This window comes from Kitasatospora sp. NPDC048540, assembly GCF_040651175.1.
Classification (GTDB): domain Bacteria; phylum Actinomycetota; class Actinomycetes; order Streptomycetales; family Streptomycetaceae; genus Kitasatospora.
On sequence record NZ_JBEZIR010000034.1, the window covers coordinates 40,338 to 61,767 of the forward strand.

The 21,430-nt window shown below is 77.3% G+C and carries 17 protein-coding genes; 16 read left to right on the forward strand and 1 reads right to left on the reverse strand.

The genetic code is table 11. The features are described 5' to 3' along the window. Positions 1-158: 158 nt before the first annotated feature. On the reverse strand, positions 159-1,196 hold the full coding sequence (locus tag AB0D08_RS16225) for a helix-turn-helix transcriptional regulator (protein ID WP_359889291.1): 1,038 nt from the start codon (positions 1,194-1,196) through the stop codon (positions 159-161). Between the two features lie 367 nt (positions 1,197-1,563). Here AB0D08_RS16225 and AB0D08_RS16230 point away from each other — a divergent pair, with 367 nt between their 5' ends. The 16 genes from AB0D08_RS16230 to AB0D08_RS16305 all read left to right on the forward strand — a co-directional run bounded on the left by AB0D08_RS16230 (position 1,564) and on the right by AB0D08_RS16305 (position 21,353). Next, positions 1,564-2,490, forward strand: a complete 927-nt coding sequence (locus AB0D08_RS16230; protein WP_359889293.1) for a hypothetical protein — start codon at positions 1,564-1,566, stop codon at positions 2,488-2,490. After that, on the forward strand, positions 2,487-3,884 hold the full coding sequence (locus AB0D08_RS16235; protein WP_051813951.1) for a radical SAM protein: 1,398 nt from the start codon (positions 2,487-2,489) through the stop codon (positions 3,882-3,884). Before AB0D08_RS16230 ends, AB0D08_RS16235 begins: the two co-directional genes overlap by 4 nt. Continuing rightward, the gene (locus AB0D08_RS16240; RefSeq protein WP_233289309.1) at positions 3,881-4,741 is read left to right on the forward strand and encodes a S8 family serine peptidase; all 861 of its coding nucleotides are present in this window, start codon (positions 3,881-3,883) and stop codon (positions 4,739-4,741) included. The genes AB0D08_RS16235 and AB0D08_RS16240 overlap by 4 nt, the downstream gene beginning before the upstream one ends. After that, positions 4,738-5,328: a GAF domain-containing protein gene (locus AB0D08_RS16245; RefSeq protein ID WP_051813952.1), complete on the forward strand. Its 591-nt coding sequence runs from the start codon at positions 4,738-4,740 to the stop codon at positions 5,326-5,328. Before AB0D08_RS16240 ends, AB0D08_RS16245 begins: the two co-directional genes overlap by 4 nt. A 7-nt stretch (positions 5,329-5,335) precedes the next feature. Then, positions 5,336-6,457 carry a radical SAM protein gene (locus AB0D08_RS16250; RefSeq protein ID WP_359889297.1) on the forward strand — a complete coding sequence of 374 codons (1,122 nt, stop codon included), beginning with the start codon at positions 5,336-5,338 and terminating at the stop codon, positions 6,455-6,457. Then, on the forward strand, positions 6,454-7,479 hold the full coding sequence (locus tag AB0D08_RS16255) for a hypothetical protein (protein WP_359889300.1): 1,026 nt from the start codon (positions 6,454-6,456) through the stop codon (positions 7,477-7,479). The genes AB0D08_RS16250 and AB0D08_RS16255 overlap by 4 nt, the downstream gene beginning before the upstream one ends. A gap of 569 nt (positions 7,480-8,048) precedes the next feature. Beyond that, the gene (locus AB0D08_RS16260; protein ID WP_359889302.1) at positions 8,049-8,864 is read left to right on the forward strand and encodes an iron-containing redox enzyme family protein; all 816 of its coding nucleotides are present in this window, start codon (positions 8,049-8,051) and stop codon (positions 8,862-8,864) included. Beyond that, positions 8,780-8,968 (forward strand): aroma-sacti cluster domain-containing protein, encoded by a 189-nt coding sequence (locus AB0D08_RS16265; RefSeq protein ID WP_033822141.1) that lies wholly within the window; start codon positions 8,780-8,782, stop codon positions 8,966-8,968. The genes AB0D08_RS16260 and AB0D08_RS16265 overlap by 85 nt, the downstream gene beginning before the upstream one ends. Beyond that, positions 8,965-12,012 (forward strand): AAA family ATPase, encoded by a 3,048-nt coding sequence (locus tag AB0D08_RS16270; protein WP_359889305.1) that lies wholly within the window; start codon positions 8,965-8,967, stop codon positions 12,010-12,012. Before AB0D08_RS16265 ends, AB0D08_RS16270 begins: the two co-directional genes overlap by 4 nt. 183 nt (positions 12,013-12,195) lie before the next feature. After that, the gene (locus AB0D08_RS16275) at positions 12,196-12,348 is read left to right on the forward strand and encodes a hypothetical protein (RefSeq protein ID WP_158515557.1); all 153 of its coding nucleotides are present in this window, start codon (positions 12,196-12,198) and stop codon (positions 12,346-12,348) included. Between the two features lie 166 nt (positions 12,349-12,514). Next, positions 12,515-15,787 (forward strand): thiopeptide-type bacteriocin biosynthesis protein, encoded by a 3,273-nt coding sequence (locus AB0D08_RS16280; protein ID WP_359889309.1) that lies wholly within the window; start codon positions 12,515-12,517, stop codon positions 15,785-15,787. Then, positions 15,784-16,842 carry a hypothetical protein gene (locus tag AB0D08_RS16285; protein WP_359889312.1) on the forward strand — a complete coding sequence of 353 codons (1,059 nt, stop codon included), beginning with the start codon at positions 15,784-15,786 and terminating at the stop codon, positions 16,840-16,842. Before AB0D08_RS16280 ends, AB0D08_RS16285 begins: the two co-directional genes overlap by 4 nt. 5 nt (positions 16,843-16,847) lie before the next feature. After that, positions 16,848-17,888 (forward strand): cupin domain-containing protein, encoded by a 1,041-nt coding sequence (locus AB0D08_RS16290; RefSeq protein ID WP_359889314.1) that lies wholly within the window; start codon positions 16,848-16,850, stop codon positions 17,886-17,888. Then, positions 17,885-19,258, forward strand: a complete 1,374-nt coding sequence (locus AB0D08_RS16295; protein ID WP_051811906.1) for an MFS transporter — start codon at positions 17,885-17,887, stop codon at positions 19,256-19,258. Before AB0D08_RS16290 ends, AB0D08_RS16295 begins: the two co-directional genes overlap by 4 nt. A gap of 130 nt (positions 19,259-19,388) precedes the next feature. Next, positions 19,389-19,622, forward strand: coding sequence for a hypothetical protein (locus AB0D08_RS16300; protein ID WP_033818701.1), 234 nt, complete (start codon positions 19,389-19,391; stop codon positions 19,620-19,622). 111 nt (positions 19,623-19,733) lie between these two features. Next, positions 19,734-21,353, forward strand: coding sequence for a metallophosphoesterase family protein (locus AB0D08_RS16305; protein WP_033818700.1), 1,620 nt, complete (start codon positions 19,734-19,736; stop codon positions 21,351-21,353). The last annotated feature ends 77 nt before the right edge of the window (positions 21,354-21,430 follow it).

Genomic DNA, 21,430 nt, shown 5'->3' on the forward strand with positions numbered 1-21,430 from the left:
CGGGCGGGGCGCCGCGGCGGGCGCAGTCCGCAATCGTCGCCCGACGACCGGAACGGACCGGTGGTGACGTGGCCGCCGCGCCCGCGCCGCCCGTACGCCCCGGCGCCCGCGCGCGGGCCCCGCCCGTACGCCCGGCGCTGCCCTGCCGGCCCCCGGCACTACGGCTGGGGTCCGGCGGTGGTGAGCCCGGCGCGTTCGGCGAGCACCCCGGCCTGGAACCGGCTGTCGGCCTGGAGGGTCTCCAGGATCTCGGCGATGTGCCGCCGGCAGGTCCGCAGCGAGACGCCGAGCCGGCGGGCGATCACCTCGTCCTTGGCGCCTTCGGCGAGCATCCGGACCACGGCCCGGTGGACCCCGCTGGCGAGCGGGCCGCCGGTGGCGGCGGGTCGGCGGCCGTGGCAGGGGACGGCGGCGGCCCAGAGCAGGTCCAGGGCCTGGCAGAGGTGGGCGACCGCGCCGGGGTCGCGCAGCAGGACGGTGCCGGTGGAGCCGTCGGGTTCGCGGTGGGCGAGGAAGGCGGTGCTGCGGTCGATCACCGTCGCGGGCGCGGGCAGTTCGGGCAGGGCGCGGTAGGCGGCGCCGGCGGCGATCAGCCGGTCGATCCGCTCGCGCTGCGGGCCGGGTGCGGCGGGCGCGGCCCGGCACAGGGTGCGCAGCCGGGCGCCGCGGCCGAGGGCGGCGAACCCGGGGTCGCCGTCGGTGGCGGCGGGCAGGCCGCCGGGTGTCACGGTGAACAGTTCCTGCCGGCAGCGGGCGCTCTCCTCGGCGAAGACGGCCGCGGCGACCTCCGGGTCGGTCAGCAGTTCGACCGGATCGTGCCGGGCGGTGCCGCGCCGGGCGGAGCGGTAGCGGGGCATCAGGGCGCCGAACTCCTCGCGGATCGCCCGGACCCGTTCGGCGGTGCCGGCGATCTCCCGTTCGAGCGGTGCGGTCACCCCGGCGGCGGCCAGTTCGGGGCTCATCGGCACCAGCTGGTCGGGCCGTTGGGGTGCCGGGCGGAGCAGCCGCAGCCGCAGCAGCACCTCGCAGGCCCGGTCGAACTGCTCGCGGTCGAGGTCCGGGGCCTCCTGGCCGGGGCGGGAGCGGTCGAGCCGGCCGTTGGCCAGCGCCAGGTCGAAGAGCCGGACGGCGGCGGTGTCGAGCCGCGGTACGGGGTCGGGAGCCGTGGTGTCCGGCAAGGAGGTACCCCCGGTCATGGTTCGCTGCACGTTGGGGACATGCAGGTTGCTGCCAGATCCGCATGCTGGACGCTCCGGCCGGATGGCCGCGAAACTGTCAAATGCTCTGATCTTCAACAGTTCTGACAGCTCGTCAGGGTAGCTCGTCGGACCGGCCCGGCTCGTGGGGGGAGCGGGCCTGCGCCAACATGCCACAGGGGGCAGCGCCCGGCCAGAGGGCCGGTGCGGCGACCGCAGTTTTCCGGACACCCGACCGGCCGGTCGGCCAGTCACCCCGGCCCGGTCCGCGCCCTCGATCCCGTACGGCCGCGGCCGACCGCCCGGCCCGACCGCCCTGCCGATCCGTGACCAGCGGACGGCACCCGACCCCGTGAAGGCCGCCCGTATGCCCTCTGCCCAGATCCTGGCACCCGACCCCGCCGAGCGGCTCGCCGTCCGGTCCGCGCTCTTCGACCGGCTGCGGCTCGCGGCCGGAGACCGGCTGGTCGTCGTCCTCGACCGCGGCCGGGCGGCCGAGGCGGCCTGGCTGGCGGCCACCGCCAGGGCCGGCGGGATCGCGGTCCGGCTGCTGGCGGGGGACGCCCGGAGCCCGGTACGGACCGGCCGGCGGGTCCTGGGCGCGCTGGCGGACCTGCGCGGGGACGGGCCGCCGGCCCGGGAGGCGGTGTTCTTCCTGTGCGCCGAGCCACTGGACCACGCGGTGCTGCGGCTGCCGGCCACCCTGGTCGCGGTCCAGCTCCCGGTCCCGGACTGGGAGGACCCCGCGCTGCGGGCCGGCCGGCTGGCGCACCTGCGGCAGCTGACCGCCGCCGCACCGGCCGTCCTGGTCGCCACCGGCGGCGGCGCCGAACTGCGGCTGCGTCCCGCCGACGGCCGGCCGCCCCGGGTGGAGGACGGGCCGGCCGAGGCCGGGCGGGTCCGGCAGCTGCCCGCCGGGCACCTGCACTGGCCGGCCGCGCAGGCCGACGGCGAGTTCGTCGCGGACGGGCTGATCGCGATCAACCGGCCGACCCGGCTGGGCGGTTCGCTGCACGAGCGGCCGGTGTCGGTCCGGCTGGCGGCGGGCCGGGTGACGGCACTCGGCTGCGCCGACCCGGTCCTGCTCGGCCTGCTGGAACGGGCCGTGTCGGTGCACCGGCTGGACCGGCTGGCGGCCGTCAGGTGCCGTCCGACCGCGGGCCGGCCGCAGGTCACCCTGCGGCTGGTGGTCGACCCCGACCGCCCGTACTCGACGGCCTCGGCGGGCCTGCGCATCTCCCTGGGCGCGGCCGCGTCCTGGACACCGGAACCCGAGCACCGGGAGGCACCGTGAGCGCACCGATGGTCCAGCCGCCCCCGGCCCTGGTCCCCAGCCGCTACCTGCTGGTCGGCGACCGGGCCTACCGCGACAGCGACGGGAGCGAGGCCTGGTTCGGGTACGCCACCCGCTCGGCCACCCTGATCCGGCTCGACCGGGCCGGCGCGCACGCGCTGCGCTCCGGCGACCCGGCGGCGCTGGCCGGCCTCGGTCCCGAGGAACGCCGGCGGCTGGCCCGCCTGCACGCCCTGGTCGACCCGGCGGAGGACGAACTCGCCGCCGTGACCGACGGGTTGCGCGAAGGTTCGGCGCACGGTGCCACCCGGTCGGTGACCATCATGCCCACCTCGTACTGCAACATGGCGTGCAGCTACTGCGGCCAGGAGCACGTCAAGGCCGCCCACGACCGGCAGCGCGCCGACCGCACCGCCCGCCGGGTCGAGGCGATGCTCGCCGACCCCGCGGTGGACGCCGTCACGGTCACCTGGTTCGGCGGCGAGCCGCTGCTCGCACTGCGGGTGATCCGGGAGCTGAGCGCCCGCTTCACGGCGGCCGCCGCCCTGCACGGCAAGACCTACACCGCCCGGATGGCCACCAACGGCAGCCTGCTCACCACCCGGACCCTCGCCGAACTGCACGACGACTGCGCGCTCGCCGAGATGGAACTGACCATCGACGGCCCCGAGGAGGTGCACGACCGGCGCCGGCTCACCCGCAACGGCCGCGGCAGCTTCCGGCGGACCGTCGCCGTGCTGGCCCGCACCCTGGACGAGGGCCTCGCCCCGGGCCTGCGGATCGGCATCCGGGTCAACATCGACCGGGACAACGAGGACTCGGTGACCGGCCTGCTCAACGACCTCGCCTGCCTGGGCCTCGCCCACCCGCAGGTCACCCTGCACCTGATCGCCGTGCACTCCTGGGGCAACGACGTCTCCGAGGTGGAGCTCGCCGCCCGCGCGTACGCCGCCCGGGAGGCCGACTGGCTGCGCACCGCCGAGGCGCTCGGCCTGCACTTCGGGCCGCTGCCCGCCGCCACCGTCCGCACCACCTGCACCGCCACCACCCGGTCCGGCGAGATCATCGACACCGCCGGCCGGGTCTACTCCTGCTCCGAGCACCCGCTGGTGCCCGGCGCCCGGGACAGCGGCGTGGTCGCCGAGGTGGCCGAGCTGGCCGGCTCGGCCCGGCGCCCGGCCGGCGCCTTCGACGACTGGTACGACCAGGTCGGCGACGGCGGCGCGCAGTGTTCACGCTGCCCGATCCTGCCGGTCTGCGGCGGGTCCTGTCCCAAGCTCTGGCGGGAGGGCCACCTGCCCTGCCCCAGCGTCAAGTTCAACTGGGCGCAGCGCATGGACCTGGCGGTCCGCCGGCGCGGGTACACCCCGCTGGACCCGGCGGCCGGCCGGTGAGCGGCGCCGCACCGGCGGCCCGCCGGACCATCCGCTTCGCGCACACCTCGGCCGGCGAGCCGTTCGACCCGGCCGGGCTCGCCGCTCCCGCCCCCGTCAGCCGTGCCTGGGCCTGGGGCGGCGCGACCGGCCGCGGGGTGCGGGTCTGCATCGTCGACAGCGGCGTCACCGCCGGGCACCCGCAGATCGGCGACGGGGTCCGGCAACTGGCCGCCACCCGGGCGCCGGACCCGGCGGCCGACGGCACCCGCCCGTGGACCGTCGCCGAGGACACCGGCGGCGACGTGGCCGGCCACGGCACCGCCTGCGCCGGGATCGTCCGCTCGCTCGCGCCGGACTGCGAACTGACCAGCGTCCGGGTGCTCGGCGGCAACCTGCAGGGCAACGGCGACGCCCTGCTGACCGCCCTGGAGTGGGCGGTCGCCGAACGGTTCCCGCTGGTCAACGTCAGCCTCTCGACCCGCCGCGAGCACTTCAAGGAACGGCTGCACGACCTCGCCGACGAGGCCTGGTACGCGGGCGTCACCCTGATCTCCGCCGCCCACAACAGCCCGGTGGACAGCTACCCGTGGCGGTTCCCGTCGGTGATCTCGGTCGGCGCGCACGCCGTCGCCGACCCCGAACGGGTGGAGTCCAACCCGCGGCCGCCGGTCGACTTCTTCGCCCTCGGCGTGGACGTCCCCGCGCCCTGGCTCGGCGGCGCCACCCGCCGGGTGTCCGGCAACAGCTTCGCCGCCCCGCACATTACCGGACTGTGCGCGCGCATCCTGCAACGCCACCCGGGCTTCGGCACCCCGCAGTTGCGGCACGTGCTGGCGGCCACCGCCGACAACATCGCCCCGAGGAGACCGGAGTGACGTCCGACCAGCTCGACGAGATCCTGCGCTCCACCGTGCGGCTGGCCCGGCTCTCCTTCGCGGCCGCCGCCGCCTCGGTGTTCGTCCGCGACGAGGAGCACGGCACCCTGGTCTTCGAGGCCTCCTCCGGCGTCGGCGAGGACCGGCTGGTCGGCATCGCCATCCCCGGCGACCACGGCATCGCCGGATGGGTCGCCAACACCGGCGAACCGATGGTGGTCCGCGGCGTCGCCGACGACGCCCGCTTCGACAAGGGCTTCGCCGAGAGCACCGGGCTGGTCCCGGACGTGATCATGGCCGTCCCGATGGAGCACCGCGGCGAGATCCTCGGCGTGCTGGAGGTCCTCGACCCCGAGGTCGACGGCGTCGGCGACCTGGACGCCATGGACCTGCTCACCGAACTCGCCAACCAGAGCGCCGCGGTGCTCGCCCTCAGCCTCGCCGAACGCCACCGCCCCACCGCCCCGCCCGGCGGCGACCCGCTCACCCGGATCGCCGCCGCGGCCCGGCAGGCCGACGGCACCCGCGGCGAAGCCGTCCAGGCCCTGCTGGCGGCCGTCGCCGACCTCCTCCAGACCGACCGGTGACCGGGGGGTGACGGCGGTGCACCTGGCGGACCTCCTCACCCTCGGCGCCCGGCCGGCCGCCGGACTGCTGCTCTCCCTCACCGACCGCTGCCCGCTGGCCTGCGCCCACTGCTCCACCGACTCCACGATGGCCTCCGCGCAGTCGCCCGGCGGCCCGTTCCGCGCCCTGGTCTCCTCGTTCACCCCGGACTGCCGGCCCGAGCTGATCCTGATGTCCGGCGGCGAGCCCCTGCTGCGGCCCGCCCTGGTCCGGGAGCTGACCGCCTCCGCCGCCACCGCCGGAACCGGCGCCGCCCTGCTCACCGGGATGTTCTTCGCCCGCGGCGGCGGCCGCCTGCCGCCGGCCGTCCGCCGGGCGGTGACCGGCCTCGCCCACCTCGCGGCCAGCCTGGACGCCGAGCACGAACGCGAGGTCGGCCGCGCCGAGGTGTTCCGGGCCCTGGGCGCCGCCCTCGACCACGTCCCGCACGCCAGCCTGCACCTGACCGCGGTCCCGGACGCCGCCGGACACGCGTACCTGGACGGTGTGATCGCCGACGTCCGGCGGCGGTTCGGCACCCGGGTGCCGATGCTGGTCGGCGCGGTCCGGCCGACCGGCCGGGCCGCCCGCCGGGTTCCTGTCCACCCGCCGGCCGGCCGAGGCGCCACCGGCCGAGGTGCCACCGCCCCCTGCGAGTTCGCGCACTGGCCGGTGGTCGACCAGGGCGGCACGGTGTACGCCTGCACCCGGCAGAGCCTGCTGCGCGGCGGCCCGGCCCCCGCCCACCTGGTCCTCGGCCACGCCGCCCGCGACACCTGGCGCACCCTCAGCGAACGCACCCTCGGCGACCCCCTGCTGCGCTCGGTCCGCACCCTCGGCCCGGTCACCACCCGCGAGCGGTACGGCCCGCCGCCCGCCGCCGACGGCTGCGCCACCCGCCCCGGCACCCCCGACCCCTGCGGCAGCTGCCTCGCCCTCGACCCGGCCACCGCCGACGCCACCGCCCGGCAGTTCGCCACCCCCGGCGGCCGCGCCGTCGAACACACCGTGCTCGCACTCGCCGCCGCCCGCCCGCCGCACCGGCTCGCCGCCGCCCGCGGAACCCTCCCCCGCTACGCCGACCTGGTCGAACTGGGGTGGACCGGATGAGACTCGACCAGCTCCTGGCCGCGCGCCGCACCCCCGGCGCCAGCGTGCTGCTCTACCTGACCGACCGCTGCCCGGTCGGCTGCGACCACTGCTCGGTCTCCGCCCGCCCCGACAGCCCCGGCCCCACCGACCTGGGACTGCTCGGACGCCTGCTCGACGCGCTCGCCGCCCGCCCCGGCCTGCGCGCCGTCGCGGTCTCCGGCGGCGAACCCTTCGCCGAGCGCCGCGCCCTCACCCTCACCGCGGACCGCCTGCACGGCACCGGCCCCGCCCTGATCGCGTACACCGCGGGCCACTGGGCCGGACCCCGCACCCCCGCCTGGATCACCGCCCTGCTCGGCCGGATCGCCACCGTCGTCCTCGGCACCGACAGCCACCACCTGGCCCGGCTCGGCCCGCAGCGGCTGCGCCGCGCCGTCACCGCCGTCGCCGCCGCCGGATGCCACCTGGTGCTCCAGGTGATCGACCTGCCCGGCCGCCTGGACGACGCCCGCACCCTGCTCGCCGAGGAGCTCGGCCCCGACTGGCCGGCCCGCGCCGAGCTGTACCCCACCCGGCCGCTGGCCACTGGCCGGGGCGCCGCACTGTTCCCGGCACCCGCCCCGCGCCCGGTCGCGGCGTTCGGCCCCTGCCTGCCCGCCAACGCCCCCACCGTCCGCTACGACGGCACCGTCACCGGCTGCTGCAACGAGGACGTGATCACCGGCGGCGGGCCCGCCGCGCTGCGCCGGACCGCCACCGACGCCGCCTCGCTCACCGCCGCCCTCGACCACTTCGGCCGCGACCCGCTGCTGCGGATCCTCGCCACCACCGGCCCCGCCGCCCTCGCCCCGCTGCCCGGCTTCACCGGCCTCACCCGCACCGCCCACCGCACCGTCTGCGACGCCTGCTGGAGCGCCCACCACACGGCCGCGGCCGAACCCCGCACAGCGGCCCTGCTCACCCTGCTCACCCCGGCACCGCCGTCGCCGACGAGCACCCCCGACGTGGAGGAGGCAGACCGATGCCGAAGCCACCCCTAGGGCGCGTTGGCAACGTCGCGTCGGATGAGACCGCGGCGTCGGGCGCCCGGCTGGGCGTGCGCCCGGATCACCCTCGTACCGGGTCGTACTCGGATGATTCGGGCGTGCGTCCAGCCACGGATGGCCGGGGGAGCCTCGCGGACCCGGCGGGACTCTGCCAACGCGCCCCAGCGCCCGGCGCGGCGCCCGGCCCGGGGGCGCCCGCGGCGCGCGGAGCGGCTGCGGTGCCGGTGCCGGTGCCGGTGCCCGGCGAGTCTGCGGCGCCCGTGCGGTCGGTGTCGGGCTCGCCCGTACCGCTGGGCGTGCCCTTGGTGCAGGTAGCTGGTGTGCCGTCGGTGTCGCCCGCGCCGGGTTCGGCTGAACCGCCGGGCTCGGCCGAACCGCCCGGCGCGCCCGTGGTGGCGGTAGCCGTCGTGCCCTCGGTGTCCGGTCCGCCTGCGGTGCCGGCGGGCCCGGGTGCGTCTGCGGCGTCCCTGCGGCCCCCGTCGGGCTCGCCCGGCACGCCCGTCACGCCCGGCACGCCCGGCACGCCCGTCATGCCCGGCGTGGCCGCCGGGCCGGGGGTTGCCGTGCAGTCACCCCCGGCGGCCCCGCCGGTGCTCCCCGCGGGTGCCCGGCTGCGGCTGCTGCTCGACCGGTTGGCGCCCGGGCTGGCGGCCGTCGCCGCTGGGCTGTGGTCCGACGGCCCGGCCTGGGACGGCGCCGGCGGGGTCGACCGCTACCGGGCCTGGCTGCGCACCGCCCACCAGGTGATCCGCGCCACCACCCCGCTGCTCGCGGACGCCGCCCAGGAGTGCCTGCGCCGCTCGGACCCGCTGAGCGCCCGGCTGGCGCCGTACTTCGCCGTCCAACTGGCCGAGGAGCACGGCCACGACCACTGGCTGCTCGCCGACTACGCCGCCACCGGCGCCGACCCCGCCGACCTGACCGCCGCCCAACCCCCGCCCGCCGTCGCCCGGTTCGCGGGCGCCCCGGCGTACTGGATCCGGCACACCCACCCGCTCGCGCTGCTCGGCCACATCGCACTGCTGGAGTGGTACCCGCCGCCGGCCTCGGCCGCGGCCCGGCTGGCCGCCCGTACCGGCCTGCCCGCCGCCGCCTTCCGCACCCTCACCGCGCACGCCGATCTGGACACCGCCCACGGCGGCGACCTGCGCGCCCTGCTCGACTCCCTGCAGCTCACCCCGGCCCAGCACCGGCTGCTGCTCACGGCCGCCGCCACCAGCGCGGCCGGCCTCGCCGACGTCCTCGCCCCGCTGCTCCCGGCCGCCGGACCGGGCCGACACCCCACGGAGGAATCATGGCCGACCCGCACCGGCTCACCGAGCTCGGCTTCGACCTGGACTACGCGAGCGACGAGCAACTGGCCGTCCTCGACGCCCTGACCGAGGAGGAGATCCAGCTGCTGCTCGACGTCAAGCGGCGGCTGGACGCGGCCGGCGCCGACGTCGAGGGCCACGGGATCGAGGGCGGTGCCCTGCTGTGGTGAGCACCCCCGACCCGGCGCCGCCGCCCGCGGGTTGTCCGGGCTGCGGCACGGTCAACCCGCCGGTGGCACGGTTCTGCATGGCGTGCGGCACCCCGACCGCCCAGCCGGCCGCCGCCGCACCGAGCGGTCTGCGGTTCGTCACCGTCACCTTCTGCGACATCTCCGGATCCACCCGGCTCGCCACCAGCCTCAGCCCCGAACTCTGGCACCGCGTCCTGGGACGCTACTTCGCGACCATGCGCGGCGCGGTCGAGGACCACGGCGGGCGGGTCGAGAAGTTCATCGGCGACGCCGTGGTCGGGGTCTTCGGCGCCGACCACCCGGCCGACGACGACGCGGTCCGCGCCGTGCACGCCACCCACGAGGCGCTGCGGCGGCTCGCCGGCGGCCAGGACGGCGGGGTCGAGCTGTCCGTCCGGTTCGGCATCGCCTCCGGCCAGGTGGTCCTCGCCGACCGGGACTCCTCCTTCGCCATCGGCGCCGTGATGAACCGCGCTGCCCGCCTCCAGGCCGCCGCCCCGCCCGAGGGCGCCCTGGCCGACGTCCGCACCTGGCTGCTGATCCGCGACCAGGTGCGCTGCACGGCGGTCGACCCGGTCGCCGCCAAAGGCTTCGACACCGCCCTGCAGGCCTGGATCCCCGAACCGGGCGCCCGGCCCGCCGCCGCCCGGCCGCCCTTCGTCAACCAGCGCCCGCTGCTCGCCGGCCTCACCACCGCCGTCGCCGCCGCGCTGCGCCGCCCGGGCGGCTCACTGCTGGCCGTGGACGGCGAACCCGGCAGCGGAAAGACCTCCGTGCTACGGCAGTTGGCGCACGGCCCGGCGGCCGCGGGCGCGCTGGTGGTCCGGCTGGACTGCGCCCGCGACGACCACGCCCAGGGGCGCGCCCGGCTGCTGGAACTGGACGCCGCGCTGGCGGCCGCGACGCCCGGCACCGCAACTGCCGCAGCGGGCAACGGGATCGCCGGGTCCACCGCCGAACTGGGCTGGCGGATCGGCCGCCGCCTCGCCCGGCTGAGCGCCCGGCAGCCGCTGCTGCTGCTGATCGACAACGTCCAGTGGGCGTCCGCGGAACTGCTCCAGGTGATCGACGGCGTTCCGGACGCCCGCGAGGCCGCGGGCGGGCACGTCGTGCCGGACGGCTGCGGCCCGGTGGTCCTCGTGCTGGCCGGCCGCGATCTGCCCGCCGGCCTGCGGCGGCGGCCCACCGTCTTCGGCGTACCGGCGCTGTCCGCCGAGCACGGCCACCGGCTGCTCGGCCTGCTGCGCCCGGCCACCCCCGCCGGCGGCGACCTGGAACTGCACTACACGGCCGCCTCCGCCGCCCTGGTGGCGCGCAGCGGCGGCAATCCGCTCTTCCTCGAACAGCTCGCCGCACTGTCCGCCGACGGCATCGAGGACCTGGTCGCCCCTTCGGCCAGTGCCGCGCTCGGGGCCCGGATCGAGCGGCTCGGTCACCCCGCCCGCCGGGTCCTGGGCTGCATCGGCGCCTGGGGCACCGCCGTCGGCACCCGCGAACTGTCCGCCACGGCAGGCCTGGAGCCCGCCGAACTAGCCGAAGGCATCGCCGAGTTGGAGCAGAGGCAACTCGCGGCCGGGCGGCCCGGCGAGGACGGCAGACTGCGTTTCGACTGCCGCAGCCCCGCCCAGGTGGCGTATGCCCACCTGGCGCTCGCCGACCGGGCCGAGCTGCACACCGCGGTGGCCGGACTGCTGCGCGGGCAGGCGGCCACCGCCCCCGGCGCCCTGGAACAGGCCGCCGTGCACGCCGAACGGGCCCTGGAGTGCGAACGGGAACTGCGCCCCGGCTCACCCCAGCAGGCCCGCGCGGCGGAACTCGCCGCCGGCTGCCTGGTCGCCGCGGCCCGCCGCGCGGTCGGCCGCTCCGACGTCCGGCGCGCGGTAGAACTCGCCGCCCGTGCCCGCGAGTCGGCGGCCGACCCGGCCCTGCAGCTGGAGGCGGCGGCGATCGAGAGCTACGCCCTGGCCGCCTGCGGGCGGACCGCGGACGCGCTCGAGCTGATCGACCGCACCGCCCAGCACACCGCGTCCGCCGCCGACCCGTCCGCCCCGGACCCGTCCGCTGCCGGCCCGTCCGGCGGCAACCCGGCGGCCGTCTTCCAGCTCCGCGCCAACGAGCTGGCGCTGCGCCCGGCCGGCCCGGACGCCGTACGGGCCGCCCGCCGGCTCGCCGAGCAGGCCGGCGACCACGCCTCCAGGGCCCGCCTGCTGCTGCTCGAAGGACTCACCGCGATCGGCGGCGGCGACTACCGGCTCGGTGAGCGGCTGCTCGACGCCGCGTACGGCGGGATCCGCTCGGCCGGCGCCGGGCTCGGGACCGCCGAGGTCCACGCCAACCTGGCGCTCTGCCTGGCCTTCGGGGACAGGCCGGTGCGGGACGCGCTCGCCCGCTGCGAGGAACTGCGGCGGGCCACCGCGGACGCCCCGGCCCTGCACGCCCTGGTCGGCTGCTCGGCCGCGCTGCTGCACGCCTTCGGCGGGGCCGCCGGACCCGCCCGGGACCTGCTGGAACAGGCCCGGGAGGTGTTCACCGGGATCGGCAACCGGGCCGCGCTGGCCGGGCTGTACCAGTTCCGCAGCGCCGTCGAGGAGTGGGCCGGGGACCCGGCCGGGGCCGCGCACTGGCAGCGTGCCGCCGCCGACTGCTGCACCGAGGCCGGCGCCGGGGCGGCGGCCGCCGGCTGCCTGGCCTCCGCCTGGCTGCTCGATCCGCGCGGCCCGGCCCCCGCCGGGGACCCGCCACCGCCCGGGGCGGGCTGGGAGGCCCGAGTGCTGCACCAGCAGGTGGAGGCAGTCCGGCTGGCCGCCCGGGGGGACCCGGCGGCGCGTGGCCCGATCGAACGGTCGCTGGCGGAACTGGACACCGTCCGCGGCGCGGGTGCGCTGCTGCTTCCGCTGACCGCCGCCCTGCGGATCGCCCGGGCCGCACCCGGCTGCCAGGACCTCGCCGAGCGGGCCGGACAGGCCCTGGCAGCCGCCAGGGCCGCCAAACTGACCGGTCCCGAGCCGCCCGGAAGGCCCTGAGAGAAATACCTTCGGCTCTTTCACGGAATGTTCCGAGCGGCAATTCGGCCTGCCATTTTTCCGGCGCTGCCGGTGTTTTTCGAATGCTGTCGCGAGTGTTGACGGCCGTCCGCCCTTTGAGAAGAATTCGAAAAGGCCGCACAAGCGCGCCCGACGCACCGTCAAGAACCCATGGGAGGGCTCATGTCGAACGAATTCGAGAAGAACGAGGCCGAGGAGCTGGCCGCCGCCGCCCGCGAGGCGGAGCTGGCCGAGAGCGACGTCGAGGGCCACGCGGCCGACGTCGAGGACGAGGCCGGCTTCACGAACATCAACTTCGGCTGCTCGGCCAACTGACACCCGGCCGGAGCCGGACCCCCCTTGCCGACGGTCGATCAGGTGCCGCCGGCAAGGTGCGGGCCGCCACCCGCACCGGTGTTCCGGGGCCCGCATCAGTGATTTACCGGCGAACAACCGGCGGCCCTCGGCGCCGGATCTCAATCAGCGGAGCGGGGAGGGCCGAATGACCGACCGGATCCGACCCGGAATACCCCGGTACCGGGCCGCCGACGTGGCCGTCCTGCGCATTCCGGCGCTGCCCGCCGACGGTTGCACCGGCCTGCTCGCCGCCTGCCGACCGGACGACCCCGACTGGCCCGCCACCCACCGCGCCCTGCTCGCCGACGCCTGGCGTACCCCGCTGCTCGCCGCCGCCGTCGAGCACTCCGCACCCGACCTGGCCCGCGCCCTCACCGAGGCCGGCGGCCCGGACGGGCCGAGGACGGCGCTCGCGCTGGACCGCTGCCTGAACCGGCTGAGCACCCGGCCCACCCCGTTCGGGCTGGCCGCCGCGGTCGCCGCGGTGCCCGTCGCCCGCGCCGGCCGGCCCACCGGGACCGACCCCGGCGGCCACCTGCTGCGGCTGTCCGGCCCGGCCCGCCCGGTCGCCCGCCCCGACGCCGCCGCACCCGACGCCGCCGCACCCGACCCGGCGTCATCCCCCCACACCGCAATCGGCGACCAGGACACGGTGGTCGTCTCCGACCTCGTGCACCTCCTCGACGGCCACCCCTGGCGGGAACCCGCCGGACGCGGCGCCGCCCGCTGGCTGCGCGGCAGCGAACCGGTCCGCACCGCGCTGCGGGCCGCCGCCCGCCCCGTCCCGGTCGCCCGGCTGCTCGCCGAACTCACCGGCCACCCGGGCCCGGTGGCCGGGGCAGCGGCCGACGGCGAACCCGCCGAGAGCGACCCGGCCGCCGTGGCGGCGGCCCGGCGCCTGGTCCGCGACCTGGTCAGACTCGGCTTCCTGCGCCCCGCCGGGCCCGGCCCCGGCGCCCCCGCACCGCTGCTCGGCCTGTGCGAGCGGCTGAACGCCCCCGCCGAGCCCGCCGCAGCGCTCACCCGGCTGCTGACCGCCCTGCGGTCCCGCCCCCGCCCCGCCCTCCACCTGGACAGCGTGGCCCGTCCGGCCCCCGGCTCCGCACTCGACCCACAGGCGGCCCGGTACGCCGAACAGGCCGCCGGGCTCCTCGCCCTGGTCGGCCGGGGCAGCCGCTACCCCCGCTACCTGGCCCGCGCCGCGGCCGCGTTCCTCGACCACTTCGGCGCGCACGCCCGGGTACCGGCCCTCGCCGCCGTCCACACCCTCACCGACCTGCGGGTCCTGGACAGCGGCCCGGCCCCGGGCCCGGACGGCCGCGACACCCTGCTCGCCACCGTGGTCGCGCGGGCCCTCGCCGAACGCGACCCGGTCCGCGAACTCGATGACGTACTGCTCGCCCGCCTCGCCGCCGACCTCCCGATCGACCGGATGCGCCCGGCCCTGCCGGCGGCCGACATCTGCCTGCGGCTCGGCTGGGGCCCGGACGGCCGGATCCGGGCAGCGCTCAGCGGCCCGGGCGCCGTGCCGGCGGGGGTGGCCTACGGCCGGGCGTCCGACCTGCTGGACCCGGCGGCCCGCGCCGCGCTGCGGGCCGCCCGCGCCGCCGAGGAGGCCGCCGCCCCGCACCACCGGTTCGTCGAACTGGTCTACCGCCCCGAGCGGCGCGCCGCCGCCAACGTGGCCGCCCGCGAACCCTGGCGCCCGCGCCACCTGCCCGTCGACGTCCCGGCCCCGGGGGAGAACCTGACGCTCGCCGAGGTGTCGGTCGGTGTCCGGGACGGCCGGTTCGAGCTGTACGAGGCCGCCACCGGCGGCCTGCTGCACCTCACCCAGGCCTCGGCCCTGGACCTGCGGCTCGCCCCGCCGGTCTGCCGCTTCCTGCTGGACGCCTCCGCCAACCAGTTCCGCCACCCCGCGCCGTTCGACTGGGGGCCCGCGGGGCAGGGCCCGTTCCGGCCCCGGCTGGAGCGCGACGGGCTGGTCCTCGCCCCCGCGGCCTGGCGTCCCGGCCGCGACGAGCTCGGGGACTGCTCGGCGAAGCAGGTCCGCGGCTGGGCGGAGCGCTGGCTCGCCCCGCGCCACGTCCACCTGGTGCAGGCCGGGCGGCAGCTGCTGCTCGACCTGGACAGCGCGGTCTCGCTCGCCCACCTGCGGCACGCCCTGGACCGCGCCGACGACACCGGACTGCTGCTGGAGGAGGCCACCCCGGACCCCGCCCACGGACCGGTCGCGGCGGCGGACGGCGGCCGGCACCTCCTCGAGGCGGTGATCCCGGTCGTCCTGACGGCGCCCGTGCCCGTGCCCGACCCTGGGCCGGCGCACCCACCCGCGACGGTGACCATCTCGGGGCCGGCGCCCGACCCCGCGTCAGTGGCCGTGCCCGGTCCGCCGTCGGCGCCCGTGGCCGCGCCGCAGCCCGTGGCCGGGGCGGCGGCCACACCCTCACCGGCGACCGCGGCCGCGCCCGGGGGCCCCCGGACCTCGCCCGTCCCGCCCGCCGTCTCGGCTCCGCCGCCGGGGGCCGGGTACCGGGCCGGGCAGGTCGCGCCCGGCTGGCTCTCGCTCCACCTCTACCTGCGCGGACCCTGGCAGGACGCCCTGGTGGCCGATCTGGCGGCCCGTCGGGCCGAGCTCGGGCGGCCCGGTGGCGGGCTGTTCTTCCTCCGGTACGCCGATCCGCTCGAACACCTGCGGATCAGGGTCCGGTACCGGCCCGGTCTGCTGGAGGAGCTGCTGGACTGGGCCCGGGGGTCCGCCGGCCGGCTGCCCGTGCACGAGGTGGCGGTCCGCGCCTACCGGCCGGAGGCCGACCGCTACGGCGGCCCCGCGCTGATCGAGGCCGCCGAGCGGCTGTTCTGCGCGGACTCGGCGGCCGTCGCGGGCCTGCTGGCCGGTCCGCCGCCGGACGGGCTGCCACGAGCGGTGTCGGCGGCGCTGACCCTCGACCGGTACGCCGCGCTGCTGGTCCCCGACCCGGCCGAGCGGCGGCTGCTGGCCGCGCGGGCGGCGGACTCCCGGGCCGGATCCCAGGAACACCGGCGCCACGGACGGGAGCTGTGGCGGCTCAGGGCCGACCCCGACGGCCCGGCGGAGCCGGCCGCCGGGTACTGGTCCGCGCCCGCCGCCGAGTACCGGCGCCTGCTCGCGGAGCACTGGCCGGGCCCCGCCGGGGCGGACCGCCGCCACCACGCGGTGGCCTCCCTGCTCCACCTGCACGCCAACCGGCTCGGCCTGGACCGGGTCCGTGAGCGCACCGCCCTCGGCCTGTGGCGGCGGCTCCTGGAACGCGAGGCCCGCACCACCGGGACCCCCGCCGCACCCGACCGTCCCACCGCACCCGACCCGCCCGTCCCGCCCCACCCGGCCGGCGATCCGCCGCGCCGGTCGGAGCCCGCGAAGGAGGACGTACCGTGACAGCACCGGCACCGAACTGGCTGGGCTTCCTCGCCGACGAGGAGCGCGTCCCGCAGGACGAGACCGCCGCCGTGGCCCGCGCCCGGGACCTGCTGGACCGCCCGGTCGGCGACGACCCCGAGCCGCTGTTCGTGGCGGCCAACCTGGTGGCCCTGGTGCACTTCCGGCTCGGCCGCCCCGACCGGGCCCGGGCCCTGTGCCACGCCGAGATCGCCTACGCCCGCAGCCGTGCCCGCACCCATGGCGGGACACCGGCCAGGCTGGCCGCCTTCGCCCTCCAGCCGCAGGTCAACCTGGTCCGGATCGAGGGCTACGCGGGGGACCTCGACCGGGCGCTGGCCGGGCTGGCCGCCCTGGAGCGGATCGCCGACGGCGAGCGGGCGCACACCGAGGACGTCGACTGGTGGCCCGAGGACGTGGCCGCCGACCCGGCACTGGCCCGTCAGGTCCGGGCGCTGGCCCGCAACATCCGGGTCAGCGACACCTGCAAGATCCTGCACCGCCGGGGGCGGGCCGACCTGCTGGCGGGCGCCGCCGCCCGGCTGACCGCACGCTGGCCCGCCCTGGCGTCCCAGGGCGTCCAGCACGCCGCCGAGGCCCCCTGGCTGCTGGGCGCCGACACGGCCGGGGCGCCCGGCCCGACCGCCCTGGCCGACCCCGACCCGATGGCCCGGCGCCTCGCGGTGGTCAGGACCCTGCAGCTGGCCGCGCACGCGGCCGGCCGCGGGCAGCGCGAGCGGGCACTCGACCTGACCGGCCCGCTGGTGGAGGCGATCGGCGAACTGCCCGGCCCCTGGGCGTCACCCCTGACCGTGCCGCGCTGGTGGGCGGTGCTCGGGGCGACCCTGCAGCGGGCCGGCCGCGAGCAGCAGGGCCGGATCCTGCTGCGGGCGGCGCTGGCCGAGGCCCGCGGGGACGCCCCGCTGGTCCGCGGGGCGCTGCTGCGGCTCGGCGAACCGGCCCCGCCCCGCACCCATGACCTCGGGCGGCTCCCCGAGGTGACCCGGCAGCTGCACCTGGCGCTGGCACCGGTCCGCAGCCGGGCGGGGGTGTGAGCGCGATGGCCACCGGCCTGGCCCGGCTGGTCGGTACGGCCGACCGCCTGGAGAGCGCCTGGGAGAGCCGCCCGTTCGTCGCGGTCGCGCTCGGCTCGTTCTCCGACGTGTTCGACGCGCGGACGGCGGAGCGGCTGATCCACACCACCGGTCTGCCGCTGCCCTCGGTGCGGCTGTTCCGGGACGGCGAGGAACTGCCCGCCGCCCGGGTCGGGCGGGGCCGGGAGCGGACGGCCGGGCGCCGGGAGCCCCTGCTGGACGGCCGCGCGGTGGAACGCGAGGTCGCCGCGGGGGCCACCCTGGTCCTGGAGGAGCTGCAGACGTACTGCCCCCAGGTCGCCGCTTTCTGCCGGGAGTTGACCGCCGAGACCGGATTCGCCACCTACTGCGCGGCCTTCCTCACCCCGGCCGGCGCGCGCGGCGTCGCCCCGCACTACGACACCGCCGGTGTGCTGGTGCGCCAGGTGCACGGCTCCAAGCGCTGGCGGGTGTCGGCCCCCACCGAACGCTGGCCGGTCCGCGAGTGGTCGCCCGCCCGGCCGGGGCCGGAGCCCGAGCCGCTGCTGGACGTGGTGCTGCACGCGGGGGAGTGCCTGTACATCCCGCGCGGGTTCGTCCACGTCGGCGACGCCACCGAGGAGGCGTCGGTGCACCTGTCGGTGGCGCTGCGCCCGGTCACCTGGGGGGCGGTGCTCCGCCCGCTGGTCGAACGGGCGCTGGCCGCCGAGGAGTTGCGCGAGTGCCTGCCGTACGGCTTCCACCGGCTCGACCCGGGCGGCTTCGAGGAGCTGCTCGCGGCCAGGGCGGCGGCGCTGGCCGGCCGGCTGGCGGCCGAGCTCGCCGGGGCCGACGCCAAGGAGGTCTCGGCCCGGCTCCGGCCGGAGCGTACGGAGAGCGCGCCGACCGGCGGCGGGTCACTGCTGCGCGCGCTCACCCACTCGGGCCCGTCCCGCCCGGCCCCGCACCACCGGACACCACCGCACCCGGCCCGGCAGCACCACGTCCGCAGCGACCCCGCACCGCACCGCCCTCGGGAGACGAGATGACCGACACCGTGCCCGCCGAGGCACCGCCGCAGCCGGCCGCCGGCCTGCGCCACAACCGCAACTGGCACCGGCTCTGGCTCGGCCAGGCGGTCTCGGTGGTCGGCGACTTCGTGTTCGACACCACCGTGCTGCTGTGGGTCGGCACGGTGATCGCCAAGGGCCAGAGCTGGGCCCCGGCCGCGGTCAGCGGCGTGCTGCTGGCGGCCGCGCTGCCGACCCTGCTGGTCGGCCCGGTCGCCGGGGTGTTCGTGGACCGCTGGGACCGCCGCCGCCTGATGCTGGCGACCGACGCGCTGCGCGCCGTGGTGATCCTGGCGCTGCTGCTGGTGCCGCTGGCGGGCGACCGGATCCCGGCCTGGCTCGCCCTCGCGCTGGTCTACCTGGCGGTGGCGGTCTGCGCGGGCGCCGGGCAGTTCTTCAACCCGGCCCGGCTCGCGGTGATCGGCGCGGCCATCCCCAAGGCGGACCGCACCCGGGCGTTCGGCCTCTCCTCGGCCACCGGCAGCGCGGCCGGGATCGTCGGCCCGCCGCTGGCCGCGCCGCTGCTGTTCGCGGCCGGGGTGCAGTGGGCGCTGGTGGCCAACGCACTGTCGTTCGTGCTGTCGTTCCTGCTGATCAGGTCGCTGGTGGTGGCACCGACCGAACGCCCCGCCGACCGGGGCCCGTCCACCTTCCGGGCCGACTTCCGCGAGGGCGTCAGCTTCTTCGTGCACAACCGCGTCCTGATGGCGCTGCTCGGCTCGGTCTGCGTCTACACCCTGGGGGTCGGCGCGCTCAACGTGCTGGACGTCTTCTTCGTCACCGACAACCTGCACTCCGCCGCCTCCTGGCTGGGCACCCTGGGCGCGGCGTTCGCGGTCGGCACCCTGCTCGGCGGGCTGCTGGCCGGCGCGGTCTCCGGCCGGATGGGCGACCACCGGATCTACTGGCTCTGCCTGGTGGCGACCGGCGCGGGGGTGCTGCTCTACTCGCGGCTCACCGCGCTGCCGCTCGCGGTGGTGGTGATCGCGCTGATCGGCGTGCCGGTCGGCGCCGTCAACGTGGTCGTCGGCCCGCTGCTGCTCGGGGTCACCCCGCAGCACCTGCTGGGCCGGGTGGTCACCGTGATCGGGCCGGTGCAGCAGCTGGCCGCGATCTCCACCATGGCGCTGGCGGGCTTCCTGGCCAGTACGGCGCTGCGCGGCCTGGACCTGCGGGTCGCGGGCGTGCACTTCGGACGGATCGACACCATCCTCGCGGTGGGCGGACTGTTCATGGTGGCCGGCGGGGTCTGGGCGGCCCGCCGCCTGCGGCCGGCCGGACCGGAGGCCCCGGAGCAGGAGCAGGAGCAGGAGCAGGAGCCGGGGACGGCGGCCGCCGGGGCCGCCTGACGCCGGACACCGGGGCCCGCCGTCCGTTCTCCGTTATCGGGCCCCGGCCCGCGGGTCTCCGTGGGCGTGGACAGCAACCCCGACCTCCGCAGCGTGCAGGCCCCCGGCCGTCCGGTCGGAGGTGAGCGGCGTGCGCGATGAACGCGTCTCGTTCGAACGGCATCCCAGAGACGGCGAACTGGCCCGGGACACCAGCACCGGGCGGGTGGGCAGAATCGTCTGCCAGGAGGTCCACACCGACCGCTGGACCGAGCGGGTCACCCGTCGGCTGGTCCATCTGCGGCCGGTCGGCGGGGGCATCGAGTGGACGGCGGACCCCTCGGTGCTACGGCCCGTCACCATGCCACCCGGTCACGGCGAGTGACTGCACTTTGCGAACACATGGACAAATCTTGCGGTCCGTCAGACCCGCCGGTAGTCGCTCGTTCACCGAATGTCCGTGTACCTGCCACCGCGCGCTGGGAACGTCTCAGCCATGGATATCCCTCGCATGGGCGTGCCCGAGAAGCTCGCCGACCGCATGAGCATGGCCGAGCAGCACGAGTACCTGCGCAGCACGTTCTCCCGCCGCAAGCTGCTGCGCTCCAGCGCGGTCACGGTCGGTGCGCTGGCCGTCGGCGGCGCGCTGGGCTCCGGCACCGCGTACGCCGACCCGGCGGCGCCGGGCCGCAGTGTCACGGACGGCATCGACGGCGCGCTGGTCGCGCCGGTCGGCCGCCACCTCGCCTTCGGCGCCGAGCCGGACCGCCAGATCCGGATCTCCTGGCAGGTGCCGGCCGCGGTGAAGAAGCCGTTCCTGCGCTACGGCAAGCACCCGTGGGACCTCAGCCACAAGGTCGAGGCGGAGGTGCGGGCGCTGCACACCCCCGCGCTCACCCCGACCGGCCAGGCCGTCGACCAGTACTACCTGCACGTCAAGCTGGACCACCTGGACTCCGACACCACCTACTACTACGGCGTCGGCCACCAGGGCTTCGACCCGGCCTCGCACCAGGCGATCTCGACCCTGAGCACCTTCCGCACCGCCCCGGAGCGCTCCTGGCGCTGGGGCCGCCCGTTCGCGCCGTTCACCTTCACCGCCTTCGGCGACCAGGGTGTCAGCGCCCACGCGGCCGGCAACGACCACATCATCCTGGCCCAGAAGCCGTCGTTCCACCTGCACGCCGGCGACATCTGCTACGCCGACCCGGCCGGCTCCGGCCAGGACTCCGACAAGTCCGTCTACAACGCCCTCACCTGGGACGCCTTCCTGGCCCAGACCGAGACGGTCTCCTCGAAGATCCCGTGGATGGTCTCCTACGGCAACCACGACATGGAGGCCTGGTACTCGCACAACGGCTACGGCGGCGAGAGCTCCCGCTTCTTCCTGCCGGAGAACGGCCCGGACCCGCGCACCGCCCCCGGCGTGTACTCCTTCAAGTACGGCAACGTCGGCGTCATCTCGCTGGACGCCAACGACGTCTCGTACGAGATCCCCGCCAACCTCGGCATCACCGCGGGCAAGCAGACCAGCTGGCTGGACCGCAAGCTGCGCGAGCTGCGCCAGGACGACACGGTGGACTTCATCGTGGTCTTCTTCCACCACTGCGCCTTCTCCACCACCCACCAGCACGCCTCCGAGGGCGGCGTGCGCGAGGCCTGGGTGCCGCTGTTCGAGAAGTACCGGGTGGACCTGGTGATCAACGGTCACAACCACGTCTACGAGCGCACCGACGCGATCCTCGGCAACAAGGTCTCCAAGGCGGTGCCCAGCGGCGCCACCGTGGAGCCCGCCAAGGACGGCGTGGTGTACGTGACGGCGGGCGCGGCCGGCCGCAGCCTGTACTCCTTCGACGCCCCCGACACCTACGAGGGCCACGAGCACCGCGTCGACTCGGTCGACACCTACCACTTCGCCAAGGGCGGCGTGAAGGTCACCGAGACCGTCGAGTGGTCGCGGGTGCGCTACACCGGCTACTCGTTCATCAAGGTCGACGTCGCCCCGGCGCACCCGGGCCGCACCGCGACCATGAAGGTCACCGCGCTGGCCGAGGACGGCACGCAGGTCGACCACTACACCATCGCCCGCAAGGCGGGGGAGTGCTGGGGCCGCTGACCCCACGGCCGGAGCCCGGGCGCCGTCTCCCGTACGGGGGTGCGGCGCCCGGGCTCCGGCGTGTCCGGGCCCGGCCG

What these genes read in the sequence shown, in the direction of transcription:
- AB0D08_RS16305 (WP_033818700.1), top strand. Translation starts at nt 19,734, where the DNA reads ATGGATATCCCTCGCATGGGCGTGCCCGAGAAGCTCGCCGACCGCATG.
- AB0D08_RS16295 (WP_051811906.1), top strand. Translation starts at nt 17,885, where the DNA reads ATGACCGACACCGTGCCCGCCGAGGCACCGCCGCAGCCGGCCGCCGGC.
- AB0D08_RS16290 (WP_359889314.1), top strand. Translation starts at nt 16,848, where the DNA reads ATGGCCACCGGCCTGGCCCGGCTGGTCGGTACGGCCGACCGCCTGGAG.
- AB0D08_RS16275 (WP_158515557.1), top strand. Translation starts at nt 12,196, where the DNA reads ATGTCGAACGAATTCGAGAAGAACGAGGCCGAGGAGCTGGCCGCCGCC.
- AB0D08_RS16225 (WP_359889291.1), bottom strand. Translation starts at nt 1,196, where the DNA reads ATGACCGGGGGTACCTCCTTGCCGGACACCACGGCTCCCGACCCCGTA.
- AB0D08_RS16255 (WP_359889300.1), top strand. Translation starts at nt 6,454, where the DNA reads ATGAGACTCGACCAGCTCCTGGCCGCGCGCCGCACCCCCGGCGCCAGC.
- AB0D08_RS16265 (WP_033822141.1), top strand. Translation starts at nt 8,780, where the DNA reads ATGGCCGACCCGCACCGGCTCACCGAGCTCGGCTTCGACCTGGACTAC.
- AB0D08_RS16230 (WP_359889293.1), top strand. Translation starts at nt 1,564, where the DNA reads ATGCCCTCTGCCCAGATCCTGGCACCCGACCCCGCCGAGCGGCTCGCC.
- AB0D08_RS16280 (WP_359889309.1), top strand. Translation starts at nt 12,515, where the DNA reads ATGACCGACCGGATCCGACCCGGAATACCCCGGTACCGGGCCGCCGAC.